Consider the following 15,414-nt stretch of genomic DNA (forward strand, 5'->3'; position numbering starts at 1 on the left):
CTGAAAACTGACGAGCGCAATTCTTCAATGGAAAAATCAGTCGCCTGTTTTGGGGCCGCTTCGCGTCCCAGCGGGAGCAAGCTCCCTCGCCACAGACAAGCCTCTCAGCACTGCCTGTATTCACCGCACTTAGTGCTGCAGGATTTTCTCAAGGAAGTGCTGCGCGCGTTCGGAGCGGGCGCTGATGTCGCCGAAGAATTCTTCCTTCGGGCAGTCTTCGATGATCTTGCCGGCGTCCATGAAGATCACGCGGTCGGCCACTTTGCGGGCGAAGCCCATTTCGTGGGTCACGCACATCATGGTCATGCCTTCGTGGGCCAGTTGCACCATCACGTCGAGCACTTCGTTGACCATTTCCGGGTCGAGGGCCGAGGTCGGTTCGTCGAACAGCATGACGATCGGGTCCATGGCCAGGGCGCGAGCAATCGCCACACGTTGTTGCTGGCCGCCGGAGAGCTGGCCCGGGTGTTTGTGGGCATGTGCCGACAGGCCGACGCGCTCCAGCAGTTGCAGGCCCTTCTTGGTGGCTTCTTCCTTGCTGCGGCCAAGCACCTTGATCTGCGCGATGGTCAGGTTCTCGGTGATGGTCAGGTGCGGGAACAGTTCGAAGTGCTGGAACACCATGCCCACGCGCGAACGCAACTGCGGCAGGTTGGTCTTCGGGTCGGCAATCGAGGTGCCGTCGACGACCACGTCGCCCTTTTGGAACGGTTCCAGCGCGTTGACGCACTTGATCAGGGTGGATTTACCCGAGCCAGACGGCCCGCACACCACGATCACTTCGCCTTTTTTAACCTCGGTGCTGCAATCGGTCAGCACCTGGAAGTCGCCATACCACTTGTTGATGTTCTTGATAGAGATCATACGGCAAACCTTTTTTGCAGACGCTTGACCAGCAGCGAGGCGGAAAAGCTGATGATGAAGTAGACGACACCGGCGAAGATCAGGAACTCATTGGAGCGGCCGATGATGTCGCCGTTGGAACGGGCGGAGTTGAGGAAGTCCACCAGGCCCACGGTGTAGACCAGCGAGGTGTCCTGGAACAGGATGATGCTCTGTTGCAGCAGCAACGGGGTCATCTTGCGGAACGCCTGGGGCAGGATGATCAGGCGCATGGTCTGGCCATAGGTCATGCCCATCGCCTGTGCCGCCGCCATCTGGCCCTTGGGGATCGACTGCACGCCGGCCCGCACGATTTCGCAGAAGTACGCGGCTTCGAACATCATGAAGGCCACGACGCAGGAGGTGAACGCACCGATCGGGGTGTCTTCGCCGGTGATCCAGCGCAGTACGAACGGCACCGCCAGGTAGAACCAGGTGATCACCAACAGCAGCGGGATCGAGCGGAAGTAGTTCACATAAGCGCCGGCCACCCGCGACAGCAGTTTGCTGGAAGACAGGCGCATCAGCGCCAGGATCGTACCCAGCGCGATACCGCCGACCACGCCCATGACCATCAACTGCAAGGTCATGACCATGCCGTTCCACAGGCCCGGGATGGCGGGGATGATGCCGCTGAAATCGAATTCCATTATTTACCCCCCACGGAGATCAGGCCGGGCACGGCGACTTTCTTCTCGACCATGCGCATCAGCAGCATCAGGCTCATGTTCAGGGTGAAGTAGATCAGCGTAGCCAGGGTGAAGGCTTCAAACAGGTTGGCCGAGAACTCGGCGGTCTGTTTGGTTTGCGCCAGCAGTTCCATCAGGCCGATCAAGGACGCCACGGAGGAGTTCTTGAAGACGTTGAGGAATTCCGAGGTAAGCGGCGGAATGATGATGCGGTAGGCCTGGGGCAGCAGCACGTTCCAGTAGATCTGCGGCAGCTTGAAGCCCATGGCGCGCGCGGCGGATTCCTGGCCACGTGGCAGCGCCTGGATGCCGGTACGCACTTGTTCACACACACGGGCGGCGGTGAACAGGCCCAGGCACACGACAACGCTCAGGTAGGCCGAGGTGGTCGGGTTGAGGTCTTGTTTGTACCAGTCCTGCAGGTTCTGCGGCAGCATGTCGGGTACCAGGAAGTACCAGATGAACAGCTGAACCAGCAGCGGCACGTTACGAAACAGTTCCACGTAGCAGGTCGCGATGCCCGATACGAGGCGGTTTGGCACCGTGCGCATGACCCCCAGAATGGAGCCCAGCAGCAAGGCGATAATCCATGCCACGACGGCGATGGCGATGGTCCAGCCCAAGCCGGCGATGTACCAGTCGAGATAAGTCTCGCTGCCCACGCCGGTGGACTTGAAGAACACGCCCCAGTCCCAGTTGTAATTCATTAGGGTCTCCCCTCGAGATCGATCGATGTACAAGCACCCGCTTGGGGAAAATCCATTCCCGCCCGACGATGAACGCCAGGCACACGCGATCGGCTCGAAAACCGCCAGGTCGAGTGTTCCAAAAATAAAGCCAGCAGGTAGTAACAGACGCCTGAGGGAGGGTTGGCTCCCTCAGGAGATAAGCTTAGTCAGGTATCAGATTTTTACGTCAGGAGCCGGCTTGTCGCTTGGGTTAGCGATCAGCTCCTTAACCTTGTCGCTCATCGGGAAGTTCAGGTTCAGGCCTTTTGGTGGGATTGGGCTCTCGAACCACTTGCTGTAGATCTTGTTGATTTCGCCGGATTTGTACAGGGCAACGATGGCGTCATCGACCGCTTTCTTGAAGGCCGGGTCGTCTTTACGCACCATGCACGCGTAGGCTTCGAAGGACTGCGGAGTACCGGTGATGACCCAGTCGTCCGGCTTCTTGGCCTTGGCTTCTTCACCGGCCAGCAGGGCGTCGTCCATCATGAAGGCAACGGCGCGGCCGCTTTCCAGCATCTGGAAGGATTCGCCGTGGTCTTTGGCGGAGATGACGTTCATGCCCATCTGCTTGTCGGCGTTCATCGCTTTGATGATGCGCTCGGACGTGGTACCGGCGGTGGTCACGACGTTTTTGCCTTTCAGGTCAGCGAAGTCGGCGTAGCTCGGCTTGCCGTCCTTGTCTTTCTTGACCAGCAGACGGGTGCCGATTTCGAAGATGTTGACGGTGAAATCAACTTGCTGGGCGCGTTCGGCGTTGTTGGTGGTGGAGCCGCACTCGAGGTCCGCAGTGCCGTTCTGGATCAGCGGAATACGGGTTTGCGAAGTGACCAGGTTGTACTTGGCCTTCAGGTCGGGCTTGTTCAGGTCTTTTTTCAGTTGCTCGACGACGGCCAACTGAATGTCGTGGGAGTAGCCCACGGGTTTGCCCGAACCATCCGCGATGTAGGAAAACGGAATGGAGCTGTCGCGGTGAGCGAGAGTGATGGTGCCGGAGTCGTTGATCTTCTTCAGCGTGCCGGTGAGTTCAGCGGCAAACACTGGAGTGCTGATCAGAGCGGCAGCGATAGCTGCGCCCAGAATATGGGGAACGATGCGCATCAATACTTCCTCGACATTTGTTTTTTTTATGAAGCCGGCTAAACGGCTCTCTTGTACAGCGAATGCCCGTGACGGCTCCTGAGGCGTCTCAGGCAATCGTCCAAGAGTGTAGAGCATGAGTCGTGCCAGGCCAGGATTAAAAGGTTAATTGGTTGATTTTTAAGAGGATTAACTTTGTATGACAGGTAATTTTTAATCCTTGGGTCCGGCAAACCGAATACGCCGAGGCGCGGTGTTCGGAAAACCGAATGCCAAAAAAAGCCCCTGGACCTTACGGCGCAGGGGCTTTTGTGGGCGTGAGCTGTCAGGCAGCTTCAATCTTGCTGCGGTTCTGCTCAACTTTGGACAGGTAGCGCTGCACGTTGTCCTGCTCTTGCGGGGTGGTGAACAGGCCGAGCTTGGTACGGCGCCACAGTACGTCCTGAGGGTGGGTAACCCATTCTTCGGCGCAGAGGTAATCGACCTCACGGGTGTACAGGCCGCCACCCAAGTGGTCGCCCAGGTCGGCCAGCGATTGCACGCCTTCCAGCAGGCGCCAGGTGCGGCTGCCGTAGGTGGTGGACCAGCGACGGGCAATCTCGCTCGGTACCCAGTCAAATTTGTCGCGAATGGCTTCGGCCAGGGCTTCGGGCGTGGTCATGTCTTCGCCACCGGGCAGGCTGGCCTTGGCGGTCCAGCTTGGACGCATCTGAGTGAAGTACGGGGCCAATTGCGCCATCGCCGACTCAGCCAGCTTGCGATAAGTGGTCAACTTGCCGCCAAACACCGACAGGATCGGTGCGTCGCCCGTGCCGCCGGACAGCGCCAGGGTGTAGTCGCGCGTAATAGCCGACGGGTTGTCCGACTCGTCGTTGCACAGCGGGCGCACGCCGGAGTAGGTGTGGACGATGTCGTCGCGGCTCAGTTGTTTCTTGAAGTGAGCGTTGACCACCTTGAGCATGTAGTCGGTTTCACCTTCGGTAATCGCCACTTTTGCCGGGTCGCCGGTGTATTCACGGTCGGTGGTACCGATGATAGTCAGGTGATTCAGGTACGGAATGGTGAAGACGATGCGCTGGTCTTCGTTCTGCAGGATATGCGCGTGGGCGCCTTCGTACAGTTTCGGCACGATCAGGTGGCTGCCTTGGATCAGGCGGATGCCGTACGGTGAGTCCAGCTTCAGGTCGTCCTTGATGAACTTGGCGACCCACGGGCCGGCGGCGTTTACCAGCGCGCGGGCGCGGATCGAGAACAGGCTGCCGTCGGCGCGTTCCATGTTCATTTCCCACAGGCCCTTGCTGCGGTGTGCGCTCACGCAGCGGGTCTGGGTATGGATGTGCGCGCCTTTTTCGCGGGCGGCCATGGCATTCAGCACCACCAGGCGGGCGTCATCGACCCAGCAGTCGGAATATTCGAAGCCTTTGGTGATTTCGCTTTTGAGCGGGCTGTCAGGGCCGAACTTGAGGCTTTTCGAACCGGCCAGTTTCTCGCGCTTGCCCAGGTGGTCGTAAAGGAACAGGCCGGCGCGGATCATCCACGCCGGGCGCAGGTGCGGGCGGTGTGGCAACACAAAGCGCATCTGCTTGACGATGTGCGGTGCTTTGGCCAACAGCACTTCGCGTTCGGCCAGGGCTTCGCGCACCAGGCGGAATTCGTAATGTTCGAGGTAGCGCAGGCCGCCGTGGATCAGCTTGCTGCTGGCGGAAGAGGTGTGGCTGGCCAGGTCGTCCTTTTCGCAAAGGAATACCGACAAACCGCGACCGGCTGCGTCTGCTGCAATGCCGACGCCGTTGATCCCGCCACCGATTACGGCAACGTCATAGACTTCGGCAAGCGGTTGAGCAGGCAAGGTAGAAGGGTTCATCGGCTGGCCTCGCGATTTTTTTTCGTATTGGAATTCGAACATTAATGTTCATTTGCGAAAATGGTAGCTGATAAACGCGCGCACAGCCACCCAAGTTCGATTGAAAAAACTCATCGAAGGGCGGGAAAAGGAAAATTTGTGAACATCAATGGGGGGTGGAGCTACTTTTGTAGTGAGCGGGCTTGCCCCGCGTTGGGTGGCGAAGCCGCCCTAAACCCAGGCGTCGCCGTCGCTCAGATGCACTGCGGTGGCCTTATTGGGGCGGCTTCGCCACCCAGCGCGGGGCAAGCCCGCTCACTACAGGTCACACTACTTCCAATCTGACCTTATGCTCATTCAACAAGTGCACCAGCGCTGGCACCGGCTGTTGATCGGTCACCAGACAATCCACCAAACTGATCGGCCCCAGGCGAATCATGGCGTTGCGCCCGAATTTGCTCGAGTCCGCCGCCAGGATCACCTGACGGGCATTGGCGATAATCGCCTGGGAAACCCGCACTTCCTGGTAGTCGAAATCCAACAGGCTACCGTCTTCATCGATACCGCTGATGCCCACCAAGGCAAAGTCGACCTTGAACTGGTTGATGAAGTCGACACTCGCCTGGCCCACCACACCGCCATCACGGCGCACATTGCCGCCGGTCAACAGCACATCGAAGTCGTCTTTTGCGCTGAGCATGGTGGCGACGTTGAGGTTGTTGGTGATGATTTTCAGGTGGTTGTGGTTGAGCAACGCACGCGCGATGGATTCGGTGGTGGTGCCGATATTGATGAACAGCGAGGCGTGATCAGGGATTTGCGCGGCGATGGCTTCGCCGATGCGCTGTTTCTCGTCGCGCATCTGGTCGGCACGCATGGCGTACGCGGTGTTTTCGACACTGGAGTCATAGGCCGCGCCGCCGTGGTAGCGGCGCAGCAGATTGGCGTCCGCCAGCTGGTTGATATCGCGGCGGATGGTTTGCGGGGTGACAACGAACAGCTGCGCCATTTCCTCGATACTGACGTAGCCGCGTTCGCGGACCAGCTCGAGGATTTGTTGTTGGCGGGGAGGCAGATTCATGGGGCGTCCTTTGGGCTGCCATACAAAAGTGGCCCATGATGACGCAGGAATCCGCTCCCTGCCAGTTACAACCTGACGTTGGCTTATTCAGCGCCTTCGTGCGGCTCCCAGTCACGGGTGCGGCTGACCGCTTTTTGCCAGCCGGCGTAGAGCTTCTCCTTGGCGCCCTCGTCCAGCTGCGGTTCGAACTCGCGCTCGATCACCGCCTTGCCGCGCAACTCATCCAGGCTGCGCCAGAAGCCGCACGCCAAGCCGGCCAGGTAGGCCGCGCCCAATGCGGTGGTTTCGCGCATTTGCGGGCGCTCGACCTGGGTGCCGAGGATGTCGGCCTGGAACTGCATGAGGAAGTTGTTGGCCACCGCGCCACCGTCCACGCGCAGGGCCTTGAGGCGTTCGCCCGAATCCTGCTGCATGGCGTCCAGTACATCGCGGGTCTGGTAGGCAATCGACTCCAGGGCGGCACGAATGATGTGATCCACGCGTACGCCACGGGTCAGGCCGAACAACGCGCCACGGGCGTAGGGGTCCCAGTACGGAGCGCCCAGGCCGGTGAAGGCCGGGACCAGATACACGCCGTTGCTGTCCTTGACCTTGCCGGCGAAGTATTCGGTGTCGGTGGCATCGGCGATGATCTTCAGCTCGTCACGCAACCACTGTACGGTGGAGCCGCCGTTGAATACCGCGCCTTCCAGGGCGTACGCCACTTCGCCACGCGGGCCGCAGGCGATGGTGGTGAGCATGCCGTGGTTGGATTTCACCGCTTTGTCGCCGGTGTTCATCAGCAGGAAGCAACCGGTGCCGTAGGTGTTCTTGGCTTGGCCGGCTTCGACGCACATCTGGCCGAACAGCGCAGCCTGTTGGTCACCCGCGATGCCGCCGATGGCGATGCCGCTTTTGGTACGTCCGTAGATTTCCGAGGACGACTTCACTTCCGGCAGCATTTCGCGCGGTACGTCGAGGATCTCCAGCATCTTCGCATCCCACTCCAGCGTGTGGATGTTGAAGAGCATGGTGCGCGAGGCGTTGGTGTAGTCGGTGACGTGGGTCTTGCCGCCGGTAAATTTCCAGATCAGCCAGCTGTCGATGGTGCCGAACAGCAGTTCACCGTTACGCGCACGCTCGCGGCTGCCTTCGACGTTGTCGAGGATCCACTTGAGCTTGGTGCCGGAGAAGTACGGGTCGGTGACCAGGCCGGTGGTGTCATTGATGTATTGCTCGTGGCCGTCGCGTTTGAGCTGCTGGCAGATCTCAGTGCTGCGGCGGCATTGCCAGACGATCGCGTTGTAGATCGGGCGGCCGGTGACTTTGTCCCACACTACGGTGGTTTCACGCTGGTTGGTGATGCCGATGGCGGCGACCTGGTCATGGTGCAGGCCGGCCTGCGCCAGCGCTTCGACCATCACTGCGCTCTGGGTCGCGAAGATTTCCATCGGGTCATGCTCGACCCAGCCCGCTTGCGGGTAATGCTGAGTGAATTCACGCTGGGCGGTGCAGACCACGTTGGCGTCGCGATCGAAGATGATCGCGCGCGAACTGGTGGTGCCCTGATCAAGGGCAATGATGTAGTTCTTATTCTGAATGTCGGTCATGTCGATTGCCTTAGACGGAAAATAAGGAAGTAAGGAATCAGCCGGGTCCGCAAAGGGGCAGTGCGGGCCCGGCCGGCGGTATCAGGAAATACGCGTCTTGCCGTTGACAGCCGTGTCAGGTGTTTCTTCAGCTATAGCAGGTGCGGCGCTCGGCAGGTGACGGGCAATCAGCCCGCGATACGCTGCGGCGCCGAGGCATGCGCCGACGATCGGTGCAAAAATCGGTACCAGGAAGTAAGGAATGTCACGACCGCCAGTAAAGGCCATTTCACCCCAGCCCGCGAAAAAGGTCATCAGCTTGGGCCCGAAATCCCGCGCCGGGTTCATCGCAAAGCCCGTCAGCGGGCCCATGGCGCTGCCGATCACGGCAATCAACAGGCCGATCAGCAGCGGGGCCAATGGGCCGCGTGGCAGACCGTTGTTGTCATCGGTAAGGGCCATGATTACGCCCATCAGGATGGCGGTGATGACCATTTCCACCAGGAACGCCTGGGCAGTGCTCAGCAGCGCATGGGGGTAGGTGGAGAACACCGACGCCAACTCCAGGCTGGCTTGGGAGCCGCGCACCATGTGGTGAGTTTGTTCGTAATCGAAAAACAGATTGCTGTAGAGCGTGTACACCAAGGCCGCCGAGCAGAAGGCGCCGGCGATCTGGGCGAGGATATAGAAGGGCAGTTTGCGTTTTTCGAAGTCGGCGAAAATACACAACGCGATGCTGACAGCCGGGTTGAGGTGGGCTCCGGAAATACCGGCGCTCAGGTAGATCGCCATGCTGACGCCGACCCCCCAGATGATACTGATCTCCCACAAGCCAAAGCTGGCACCCGCGACCTTGAGCGCAGCGACACATCCTGTACCGAAGAAGATCAGAAGCGCAGTCCCCAGGAATTCGGCCATGCATTGGCTCGAAAGTGAAGGCTGTTGAAGAGCAGTTGTCATGGAAAACCTCATTTGTTGTTCTTGTCTGGCGCACGACCTCAACGGGCGGTTGCGCGATTTTCACCCTGGCAAGGATCCCCATCCCGGCCACGGCTCACTGCGTGAATGCTGCAGGTGTATTCCTACAGTATTCGGAAACGAAAAAATATAGACAAGAATGACGGCTGTCAAAGGTCGAAAGTGAACTGTCGGTCACTTTCAAACTATTGGTCTGGTGAATGATCACACTTGTCACATGGCACGTGCACCTTAAGAGTGGGCGGACTAGAGCGTTTTGTGCGGGCTTGGCCTAGAATTGGCCATCTGTTTGCCTCGCTCCGGAGACGTCATGACCCCCGCATTGGATTTGTTGAAAAAAGTTCGCGCCGAACATCGAATCCACAGTTACGAACATGATCCCAAGGCTGCTTCGTATGGGCTGGAGGCCGCGGAAAAATTGGGCCTCGACCCGGCGCAGGTGTTCAAGACCTTGCTGGCCAGCAGCGAGAAGGGCGAATTGTTGGTGGCGGTGGTGCCGGTCGTCGGAAGTCTGGATTTAAAAGCCCTGGCTCACGCGGCAGGCGTCAAGAAAGTTGAAATGGCTGACCCGGCAGCGGCGCAGCGTTCCACCGGCTATCTGTTAGGTGGCATCAGCCCGCTGGGGCAGAAGAAGCGTTTGCGCACGTTTATTGATGTGACGGCGCAGCCGTTCGCAACGATTTTTGTGAGCGCGGGGAGGAGGGGCTTGGAGGTTGAATTGCCGGCGGTGGTGCTGGCGGAGCATACCCAGGCCAAGTTCGCGCCGATTGGTCGCGCCTGAGACCCGCCTTCGAAGGCTACCGAGGTCCAATGTGGGATGGGGCTTGCTCCCGATGGCAGTCTATCAGTCAGCTTATCTGTGACTGATACACCGCTATAGGCAGCAAGCCCCTCTCACATTATTGACCTGGTTTCGTCAGTGAGCGGCGCTGTGGCGCCGCACGCCGGACTCGCTCTGAGGAATCTGCGCCGCCGTGCTGCCGGACGCCTGGAACAACACCAAGTGTTCGGCCGCCACCCGAATCCCCACATCCGCGCCCACCTGATGGTCTGCATGGCTGGGGAAAATCGATTCCAGCTGTGCGCCCGTCGGCAGTTGCAGGCGGTACAACGTCGAAGCGCCGAGGAAGGTCTTGCCGACGATCCGTGCTTTCAAGGCGCTGTCGGGTGCGTAGACGATGTCATCCGGGCGCAGTAGTACGTCCACCGCGCCGCCGGTAGGCCAGGTGTAGGCACGGTTGCCGCGCAGCTCACCCAGTTCGGTGCTGACCGATTCCGGCGAGCTCAATTGGCCACGAATGAAGTAACCCTGGCCGATAAAACTCGCGACGTAGGGTGTCTGCGGCTCGTGATACAGGTTGTAGGGCGTGTCCCACTGCTCAAGCCGGCCTTCCTTGAACACACCCACCTGGTCGCTGACGGCAAAGGCTTCTTCCTGGTCATGGGTGACCAGGATCGCACTGGTGCCGCGCGCTTTGAGGATGTCGCGCACCTCGTGGCTGAGCTTGCGCCGCAGCTCACCATCCAGGTTGGAGAAGGGTTCATCCAATAGCAGCAATGCGGGCTCCGGCGCCAGGGCGCGGGCGAGGGCTACACGTTGTTGCTGACCACCAGAAAGCTCATGGGGGAAACGCTTGCCCAGGTTCTTCAGGTTTACCAGTTCGAGCAATTCAGCGACCACGCGGTCTTTTCGCGGGTGTTTGCGAATGCCGAAGGCAATGTTGTCAGCGACGCTGAGGTGAGGAAACAGCGCGTAGTCCTGAAACACCATGCCAATACGACGTTTCTCCGGTGCCAGGGTGAACCCGGCACTCGAGATGACTTCACCGGCCAGGCTGATTTCGCCCTCGTGCACCGGTTCAAAGCCGGCAATCGCGCGCAGGGTGGTGGTTTTGCCGCAGCCCGAGGAGCCCAGCAGGCAACCGATATCACCCGCATTGAGGTGCAGGTTGAGGTTCTGCACCACCCGTTGATCTTGATAGCCGCATGCCAGATTGCGCAGGTTCAGCAGTAATTCATGGCTCATGCGTGGTGGTAAGACGGCGGGACGAGAAATTCGAGCAACGCCTTTTGCGCATGCAGGCGGTTTTCAGCCTGGTCCCAGGCGACCGAACGTGGGTCGTCGAGCAGGTCGAGGCTGATTTCCTCGCCACGGTGGGCGGGCAGGCAGTGCATGAACAGTACGTCCGGCGCGGCCAGGTCGAGCAGTTCGCGGGTGACCTGGTACGGGGCAAACAAGGCCAGGCGCTTGGCGGTTTCGTCTTCCTGGCCCATGGAGGTCCAGACGTCGGTGCTGACCAGGTGCGCGCCGACAACGGCGTCCTTAGGATCGCGCAGCAGTTGTACGCGACCGTCTGCCTTGGCGAGGAATTCGGCGCTGGGCTCAAAACCTTCGGGGCAGGCGACGCGCAGGTGGAAGTCGAACTGGATCGCCGCTTCTATATAGCTGTTGCACATGTTGTTGCCATCACCGATCCAGGCGACGGTCTTGCCCTGGATCGAGCCACGGTGCTCAAGGAAGGTTTGCATGTCGGCCAGCAACTGGCACGGGTGCAGGTCGTCGGACAGGCCGTTGATGACGGGAACGCGCGAATGAGCGGCAAATTCGGTCACGGTGCTGTGGGCAAAGGTACGGATCATCACCGCATCCAGCATGCGTGACATGACCCTGGCGCTATCGGCGATAGGCTCGCCACGGCCCAGTTGGGTATCACGCGATGACAAAAAGATGGCTTGGCCACCCAGTTGGATCATGCCAGCTTCGAAGGACACGCGGGTGCGGGTCGACGACTTCTCGAAAATCATCCCGAGCACGCGGTTTTTCAAAGGCTCGAACAGTACGCCGCGGTTACGCAGGTCTTTAAGCTCAATGCCTCGACGGATCACGCTGACCAGCTCTTCGGGCGTGCAATCCATCAGGGAGAGAAAGTGCCTTGCGCTCATCATTAACTACCTTTTGCAACAGACCGCAGATACTCAAAGCCTTGTTTATTGTGACAACGGGCGAGACCTGCGGCGAAAGCCGCACGGGGCGACGAAATAGGGGAAGGCGCGATCTTATAATTAAATGTCGCGTCTTACCAATAGGGCTACGGTTTTTAAGGGCGTTCAAGCAGGGCGCCGAGGCGCTTTTGAAGACGAATTCCAGACAGCAGCGGTTCATTTGTACACTGGCGTCGCAACCTTTTGCAATGTGCGGAGGCGGCTGCAGGCCAGGCTGCGTCGGTTTCAGCGCGCGCCTGCGAGGTTTCTGAAACATTTGCTCATGCTTAGCCATGGCCTGGCCTGATGCTTGTCGATTCACGGCACTGACGTTGGTGGTGCCTTGGCCGTCCGCGGGCCATAGTTAGGCCAAAGCCCTGATAAGAGACTGGCCATGACCAAGACTCTCCACCACCGTGCCTGCCATCTGTGTGAAGCCATCTGTGGCCTGACGCTGGAAACCACCCAAGCCGAGGACGGCAGCCTGGCGATCACTTCGATCAAGGGCGACGGCCAGGACAGTTTCAGCCGTGGGCATATCTGTCCCAAGGCCGTCGCGCTGCAAGACATCCAGAATGATCCCGACCGCCTGCACCAGCCCATGCGGCGGGTGGGCAACGAATGGCAGCCGATTGCCTGGGACGAGGCCTTTGCCCTCATCGCCGAACGGCTGGCGGGGATTCAGGCGCGGCATGGGCAGAATGCGGTGGCGGTGTATCAGGGCAATCCCAGCGTGCATAACTATGGGCTGATGACCCACAGCAACTATTTTCTGGGGCAGTTGAAGACGCGCAATCGGTTTTCGGCGACCTCGGTGGACCAGTTACCCCATCACCTCACCAGCTACCTCATGTACGGCCATGGCCTGTTGCTGCCAATCCCCGACATCGACCACACCGACTTCATGCTGATCCTGGGGGGCAACCCGCTGGCGTCCAACGGCAGCATCATGACCGTGCCGGATGTGGAAAAGCGCCTCAAGGCGATTCAGGCACGCGGCGGCAAAGTGGTGGTGGTCGACCCCCGGCGCAGTGAGACGGCAGCCATTGCCGATCAGCATCTGTTCGTGCGGCCAGGCGGTGATGCGGCGTTGTTGTTTGGGGTGCTCAACACCTTGTTCAGCGAAAACCTGACCCGCGACAGCCATCTCCCCATTGAAGGCCTGGAGGATGTACGCCGCGCCATTGCAGGGTTCAGCGCTGAGGCCATGAGTCGCCAGTGTGCGGTGCCTGCCGAACAGATCCGCCAACTGGCGCGGGACTTTGCCGCCGCCGACAAGGCGGTGTGCTACGGGCGCATGGGAGTGTCGACCCAGGCGTTCGGCACGCTGTGCCATTGGCTGGTGCAATTGATCAACCTGGTGACTGGCAATCTGGACCGTGTCGGTGGCGCGCTGTGCACCACGCCGGCGGTGGATTTGGTGGCAGCGACCGGCGGCGGGCATTTCAATCGTTGGCAGAGCCGGGTTTCCGGGCGCCCGGAGTACGGCGGGGAGCTGCCGGTGTCGGCCTTGGCTGAGGAAATGCTCACCGAAGGTGAAGGGCAAATCCGGGCATTGGTGACGGTGGCCGGTAATCCGGTGTTGTCGACGCCTAACGGCCGCCAGCTGGAACAGGCGCTGGATGGTCTGGAGTTCATGGTCAGCATCGACCTTTATATCAACGAAACCACGCGCTATGCCGACCTGATCCTGCCGTCCACGTCGGCGCTCGAAAACGATCACTACGACACCACGTTCAATATGTTCGCGGTGCGTAATGTCACGCGATTCAATCGCGCGATTTTGCCCAAGCCGGAAGGCGCGCTGCATGACTGGGAGATTTTTGTCGGCCTGGCCAAGGCGTTCGCGGCGCAGACGGGGGTTGCGCTCAAACCCACCCTGCCGCCTGCACAGATGATCGACTTTGGCTTGCGTGCCGGGGTGTACGGTGACGCGTCCAGCCATAAGCTGTCCGTGGCAATGCTGGCAGATCATCCCCACGGCGTGGACCTCGGGCCGCTCCAGCCCAACCTTGCCGCTCGTTTGAAGACCGCCGATGGCAAGGTGCAAGCGGCGCCGGCGGTGATCCTCGCCGACCTGGCGCGGTTTGCGGCGCAGCCGGTGCCTGTGGCCGACGAACTGCTGCTGATTGGCCGCCGCCATGTGCGCAGCAATAATTCCTGGATGCATAACTATCACCGGCTCGTGAAGGGCAAGCCGCGCCATCAATTGTTGATGCATCCGGATGACCTGGCCCGTCGGCAACTGAGCGATGGCCAGCGTGTGCGCGTCAGCTCGCGCATCGGCATGATCGAAGTGGAAGTGCTGGCCAGCCTGGACATGATGCCCGGCGTGGTCAGCCTGCCCCACGGTTGGGGGCATGGACGCCCAGGTGTCCAGATGACGATCGCCAGCGAACAACCAGGCGCGAGTGCCAATGACTTGACCGACGAGCGGCAGCTGGATGAGTTATCGGGCAATGCTGCGTTGAACGGCGTTCCCGTGCAGGTAGCAGCCGCCTGAGCACCGCGCGGGAATTTTGCGTTACAATGCGCCACCGTGCCGACCTGTGAGTCGCAAAGTTCCAGCCGAGGTGTTCCATGGATATCATCGAAACGATCAAAGAGCAGATTGCCAACAACACCATTCTGCTTTACATGAAGGGCGCGCCCAACGCTCCTCAGTGCGGTTTCTCCGCGAAGGCGTCCCAGGCCATCATGGCGTGTGGCGAGAAATTCGCTTACGTGGATATCCTGCAAAACCCTGAAATCCGCGCCAACCTGCCGAAGTACGCCAACTGGCCTACGTTCCCACAGCTGTGGGTAGCCGGTGAGCTGGTCGGCGGTAGCGACATCATCGTTGAGATGGCCGCTGATGGTTCGCTGCAAACGCTGGTCAAAGAAGCAGCGGCAAACGCCGCAGCCAAGACTAACGCTTGATGCTTCTGTAAAAAACCGTGCAATAAAAAGCCCCGCGTCTCTAAGAGAGCGGGGCTTTTTTGTACCTGCGTGCTGGGGCTTATTCGCCCATCTGCGATTGCAGGTAGTTTTCCAGGCTGACTTTGTCAATCAGGCCCAGTTGGGTTTCCAGCCAGTCGATGTGTTCTTCCTGGTCTTCCAGGATGTCTTCCAGCAGCTCACGGCTGCCGAAGTCGCCTTTGGTTTCGCAGTGAGCAATGGCGGCCTTGAGGTCGCTGTGGCTCTTGCGCTCAAAACCCAGGTCGCTGCTGATCATTTCCTGGGTGTGCTCGCCGATGTTCAGCTTGCCGAGGTCCTGCACGTTCGGCAGGCCTTCCAGGAACAGGATGCGTTTGATCAGGGCGTCGGCGTCTTTCATGGCCTTGATGGATTCTTTGTATTCACGCTTGCCGAGCTTTTCCAGGCCCCAATCGTCATACATGCGCGCATGCAGGAAGTACTGATTGATCGCGACCAGTTCATTGGCAAGGATTTTGTTGAGTTGCTGGATGACTGAGATGTCGCCTTTCATGACTGGGGTCCTGCCCTGTAATCGCTGTGTATAAGGCGGAGTTTGAGCGGCGAATTCCTTAGTGTCAAACCTAAGTTATTGAATAATAAATGAAAATTAATCGGAATAAGAATG

Annotated in this window: 14 protein-coding genes; 3 read left to right on the top strand and 11 right to left on the bottom strand. The window is 59.6% G+C overall.

Annotated elements, in window-relative coordinates; all coding sequences use genetic code 11:
• Window positions 1-129 precede the first annotated feature (129 nt).
• The 8 genes from K7431_RS15215 to K7431_RS15250 form a co-directional block, all read right to left on the bottom strand.
• Window positions 130-864: an amino acid ABC transporter ATP-binding protein gene (locus K7431_RS15215; RefSeq protein WP_012722475.1), complete on the bottom strand. Its 735-nt coding sequence runs from the start codon at window positions 862-864 to the stop codon at window positions 130-132.
• Entirely contained in the window at window positions 861-1,532 is a 672-nt protein-coding gene (locus K7431_RS15220) for an amino acid ABC transporter permease (protein ID WP_012722476.1), read from the bottom strand. The genes K7431_RS15215 and K7431_RS15220 overlap by 4 nt, the downstream gene beginning before the upstream one ends.
• Window positions 1,532-2,278: an amino acid ABC transporter permease gene (locus K7431_RS15225; protein ID WP_012722477.1), complete on the bottom strand. Its 747-nt coding sequence runs from the start codon at window positions 2,276-2,278 to the stop codon at window positions 1,532-1,534. The genes K7431_RS15220 and K7431_RS15225 overlap by 1 nt, the downstream gene beginning before the upstream one ends.
• A 195-nt stretch (window positions 2,279-2,473) precedes the next feature.
• Window positions 2,474-3,400: a glutamate/aspartate ABC transporter substrate-binding protein gene (locus K7431_RS15230; RefSeq protein ID WP_010212760.1), complete on the bottom strand. Its 927-nt coding sequence runs from the start codon at window positions 3,398-3,400 to the stop codon at window positions 2,474-2,476.
• Window positions 3,401-3,704: 304 nt separating this feature from the next.
• Complete coding sequence (glpD, locus tag K7431_RS15235; RefSeq protein WP_012722478.1) at window positions 3,705-5,243, bottom strand: glycerol-3-phosphate dehydrogenase; 1,539 nt, start codon at window positions 5,241-5,243, stop codon at window positions 3,705-3,707.
• Window positions 5,244-5,547: 304 nt separating this feature from the next.
• Window positions 5,548-6,303 (bottom strand): DeoR/GlpR family transcriptional regulator, encoded by a 756-nt coding sequence (locus tag K7431_RS15240; RefSeq protein ID WP_012722479.1) that lies wholly within the window; start codon window positions 6,301-6,303, stop codon window positions 5,548-5,550.
• 83 nt (window positions 6,304-6,386) lie between these two features.
• Window positions 6,387-7,892 carry a glycerol kinase GlpK gene (gene glpK, locus K7431_RS15245; protein ID WP_012722480.1) on the bottom strand — a complete coding sequence of 502 codons (1,506 nt, stop codon included), beginning with the start codon at window positions 7,890-7,892 and terminating at the stop codon, window positions 6,387-6,389.
• A gap of 81 nt (window positions 7,893-7,973) precedes the next feature.
• Window positions 7,974-8,831 carry an MIP/aquaporin family protein gene (locus tag K7431_RS15250; RefSeq protein WP_012722481.1) on the bottom strand — a complete coding sequence of 286 codons (858 nt, stop codon included), beginning with the start codon at window positions 8,829-8,831 and terminating at the stop codon, window positions 7,974-7,976.
• A gap of 328 nt (window positions 8,832-9,159) precedes the next feature.
• On the opposite strand from K7431_RS15250, the gene ybaK reads away from it, so the two are divergent.
• Complete coding sequence (gene ybaK, locus K7431_RS15255) at window positions 9,160-9,630, top strand: Cys-tRNA(Pro) deacylase (RefSeq protein ID WP_012722482.1); 471 nt, start codon at window positions 9,160-9,162, stop codon at window positions 9,628-9,630.
• 135 nt (window positions 9,631-9,765) lie between these two features.
• Here ybaK and K7431_RS15260 read toward each other — a convergent pair whose 3' ends face one another.
• Window positions 9,766-10,875, bottom strand: a complete 1,110-nt coding sequence (locus K7431_RS15260) for an ABC transporter ATP-binding protein (RefSeq protein WP_012722483.1) — start codon at window positions 10,873-10,875, stop codon at window positions 9,766-9,768.
• On the bottom strand, window positions 10,872-11,792 hold the full coding sequence (gene argF, locus K7431_RS15265; RefSeq protein WP_012722484.1) for an ornithine carbamoyltransferase: 921 nt from the start codon (window positions 11,790-11,792) through the stop codon (window positions 10,872-10,874). The genes K7431_RS15260 and argF overlap by 4 nt, the downstream gene beginning before the upstream one ends.
• 433 nt (window positions 11,793-12,225) lie before the next feature.
• Between argF and K7431_RS15270 the strand changes: the two genes are divergently transcribed.
• Together K7431_RS15270 and grxD are read left to right on the top strand one after the other, a co-directional pair.
• Window positions 12,226-14,334 (top strand): molybdopterin oxidoreductase family protein, encoded by a 2,109-nt coding sequence (locus K7431_RS15270; protein ID WP_012722485.1) that lies wholly within the window; start codon window positions 12,226-12,228, stop codon window positions 14,332-14,334.
• 77 nt (window positions 14,335-14,411) lie between these two features.
• Window positions 14,412-14,750, top strand: coding sequence for a Grx4 family monothiol glutaredoxin (grxD, locus tag K7431_RS15275; protein ID WP_012722486.1), 339 nt, complete (start codon window positions 14,412-14,414; stop codon window positions 14,748-14,750).
• Window positions 14,751-14,829: 79 nt separating this feature from the next.
• Here grxD and bfr read toward each other — a convergent pair whose 3' ends face one another.
• Window positions 14,830-15,300, bottom strand: coding sequence for a bacterioferritin (gene bfr / locus K7431_RS15280; RefSeq protein ID WP_012722487.1), 471 nt, complete (start codon window positions 15,298-15,300; stop codon window positions 14,830-14,832).
• Window positions 15,301-15,414: the final 114 nt, after the last annotated feature.

Origin of the sequence: Pseudomonas fluorescens group sp., from assembly GCF_020093335.1 — a bacterium.
In the GTDB taxonomy this organism is placed as follows: Bacteria; Pseudomonadota; Gammaproteobacteria; order Pseudomonadales; family Pseudomonadaceae; genus Aquipseudomonas; species Aquipseudomonas petroselini.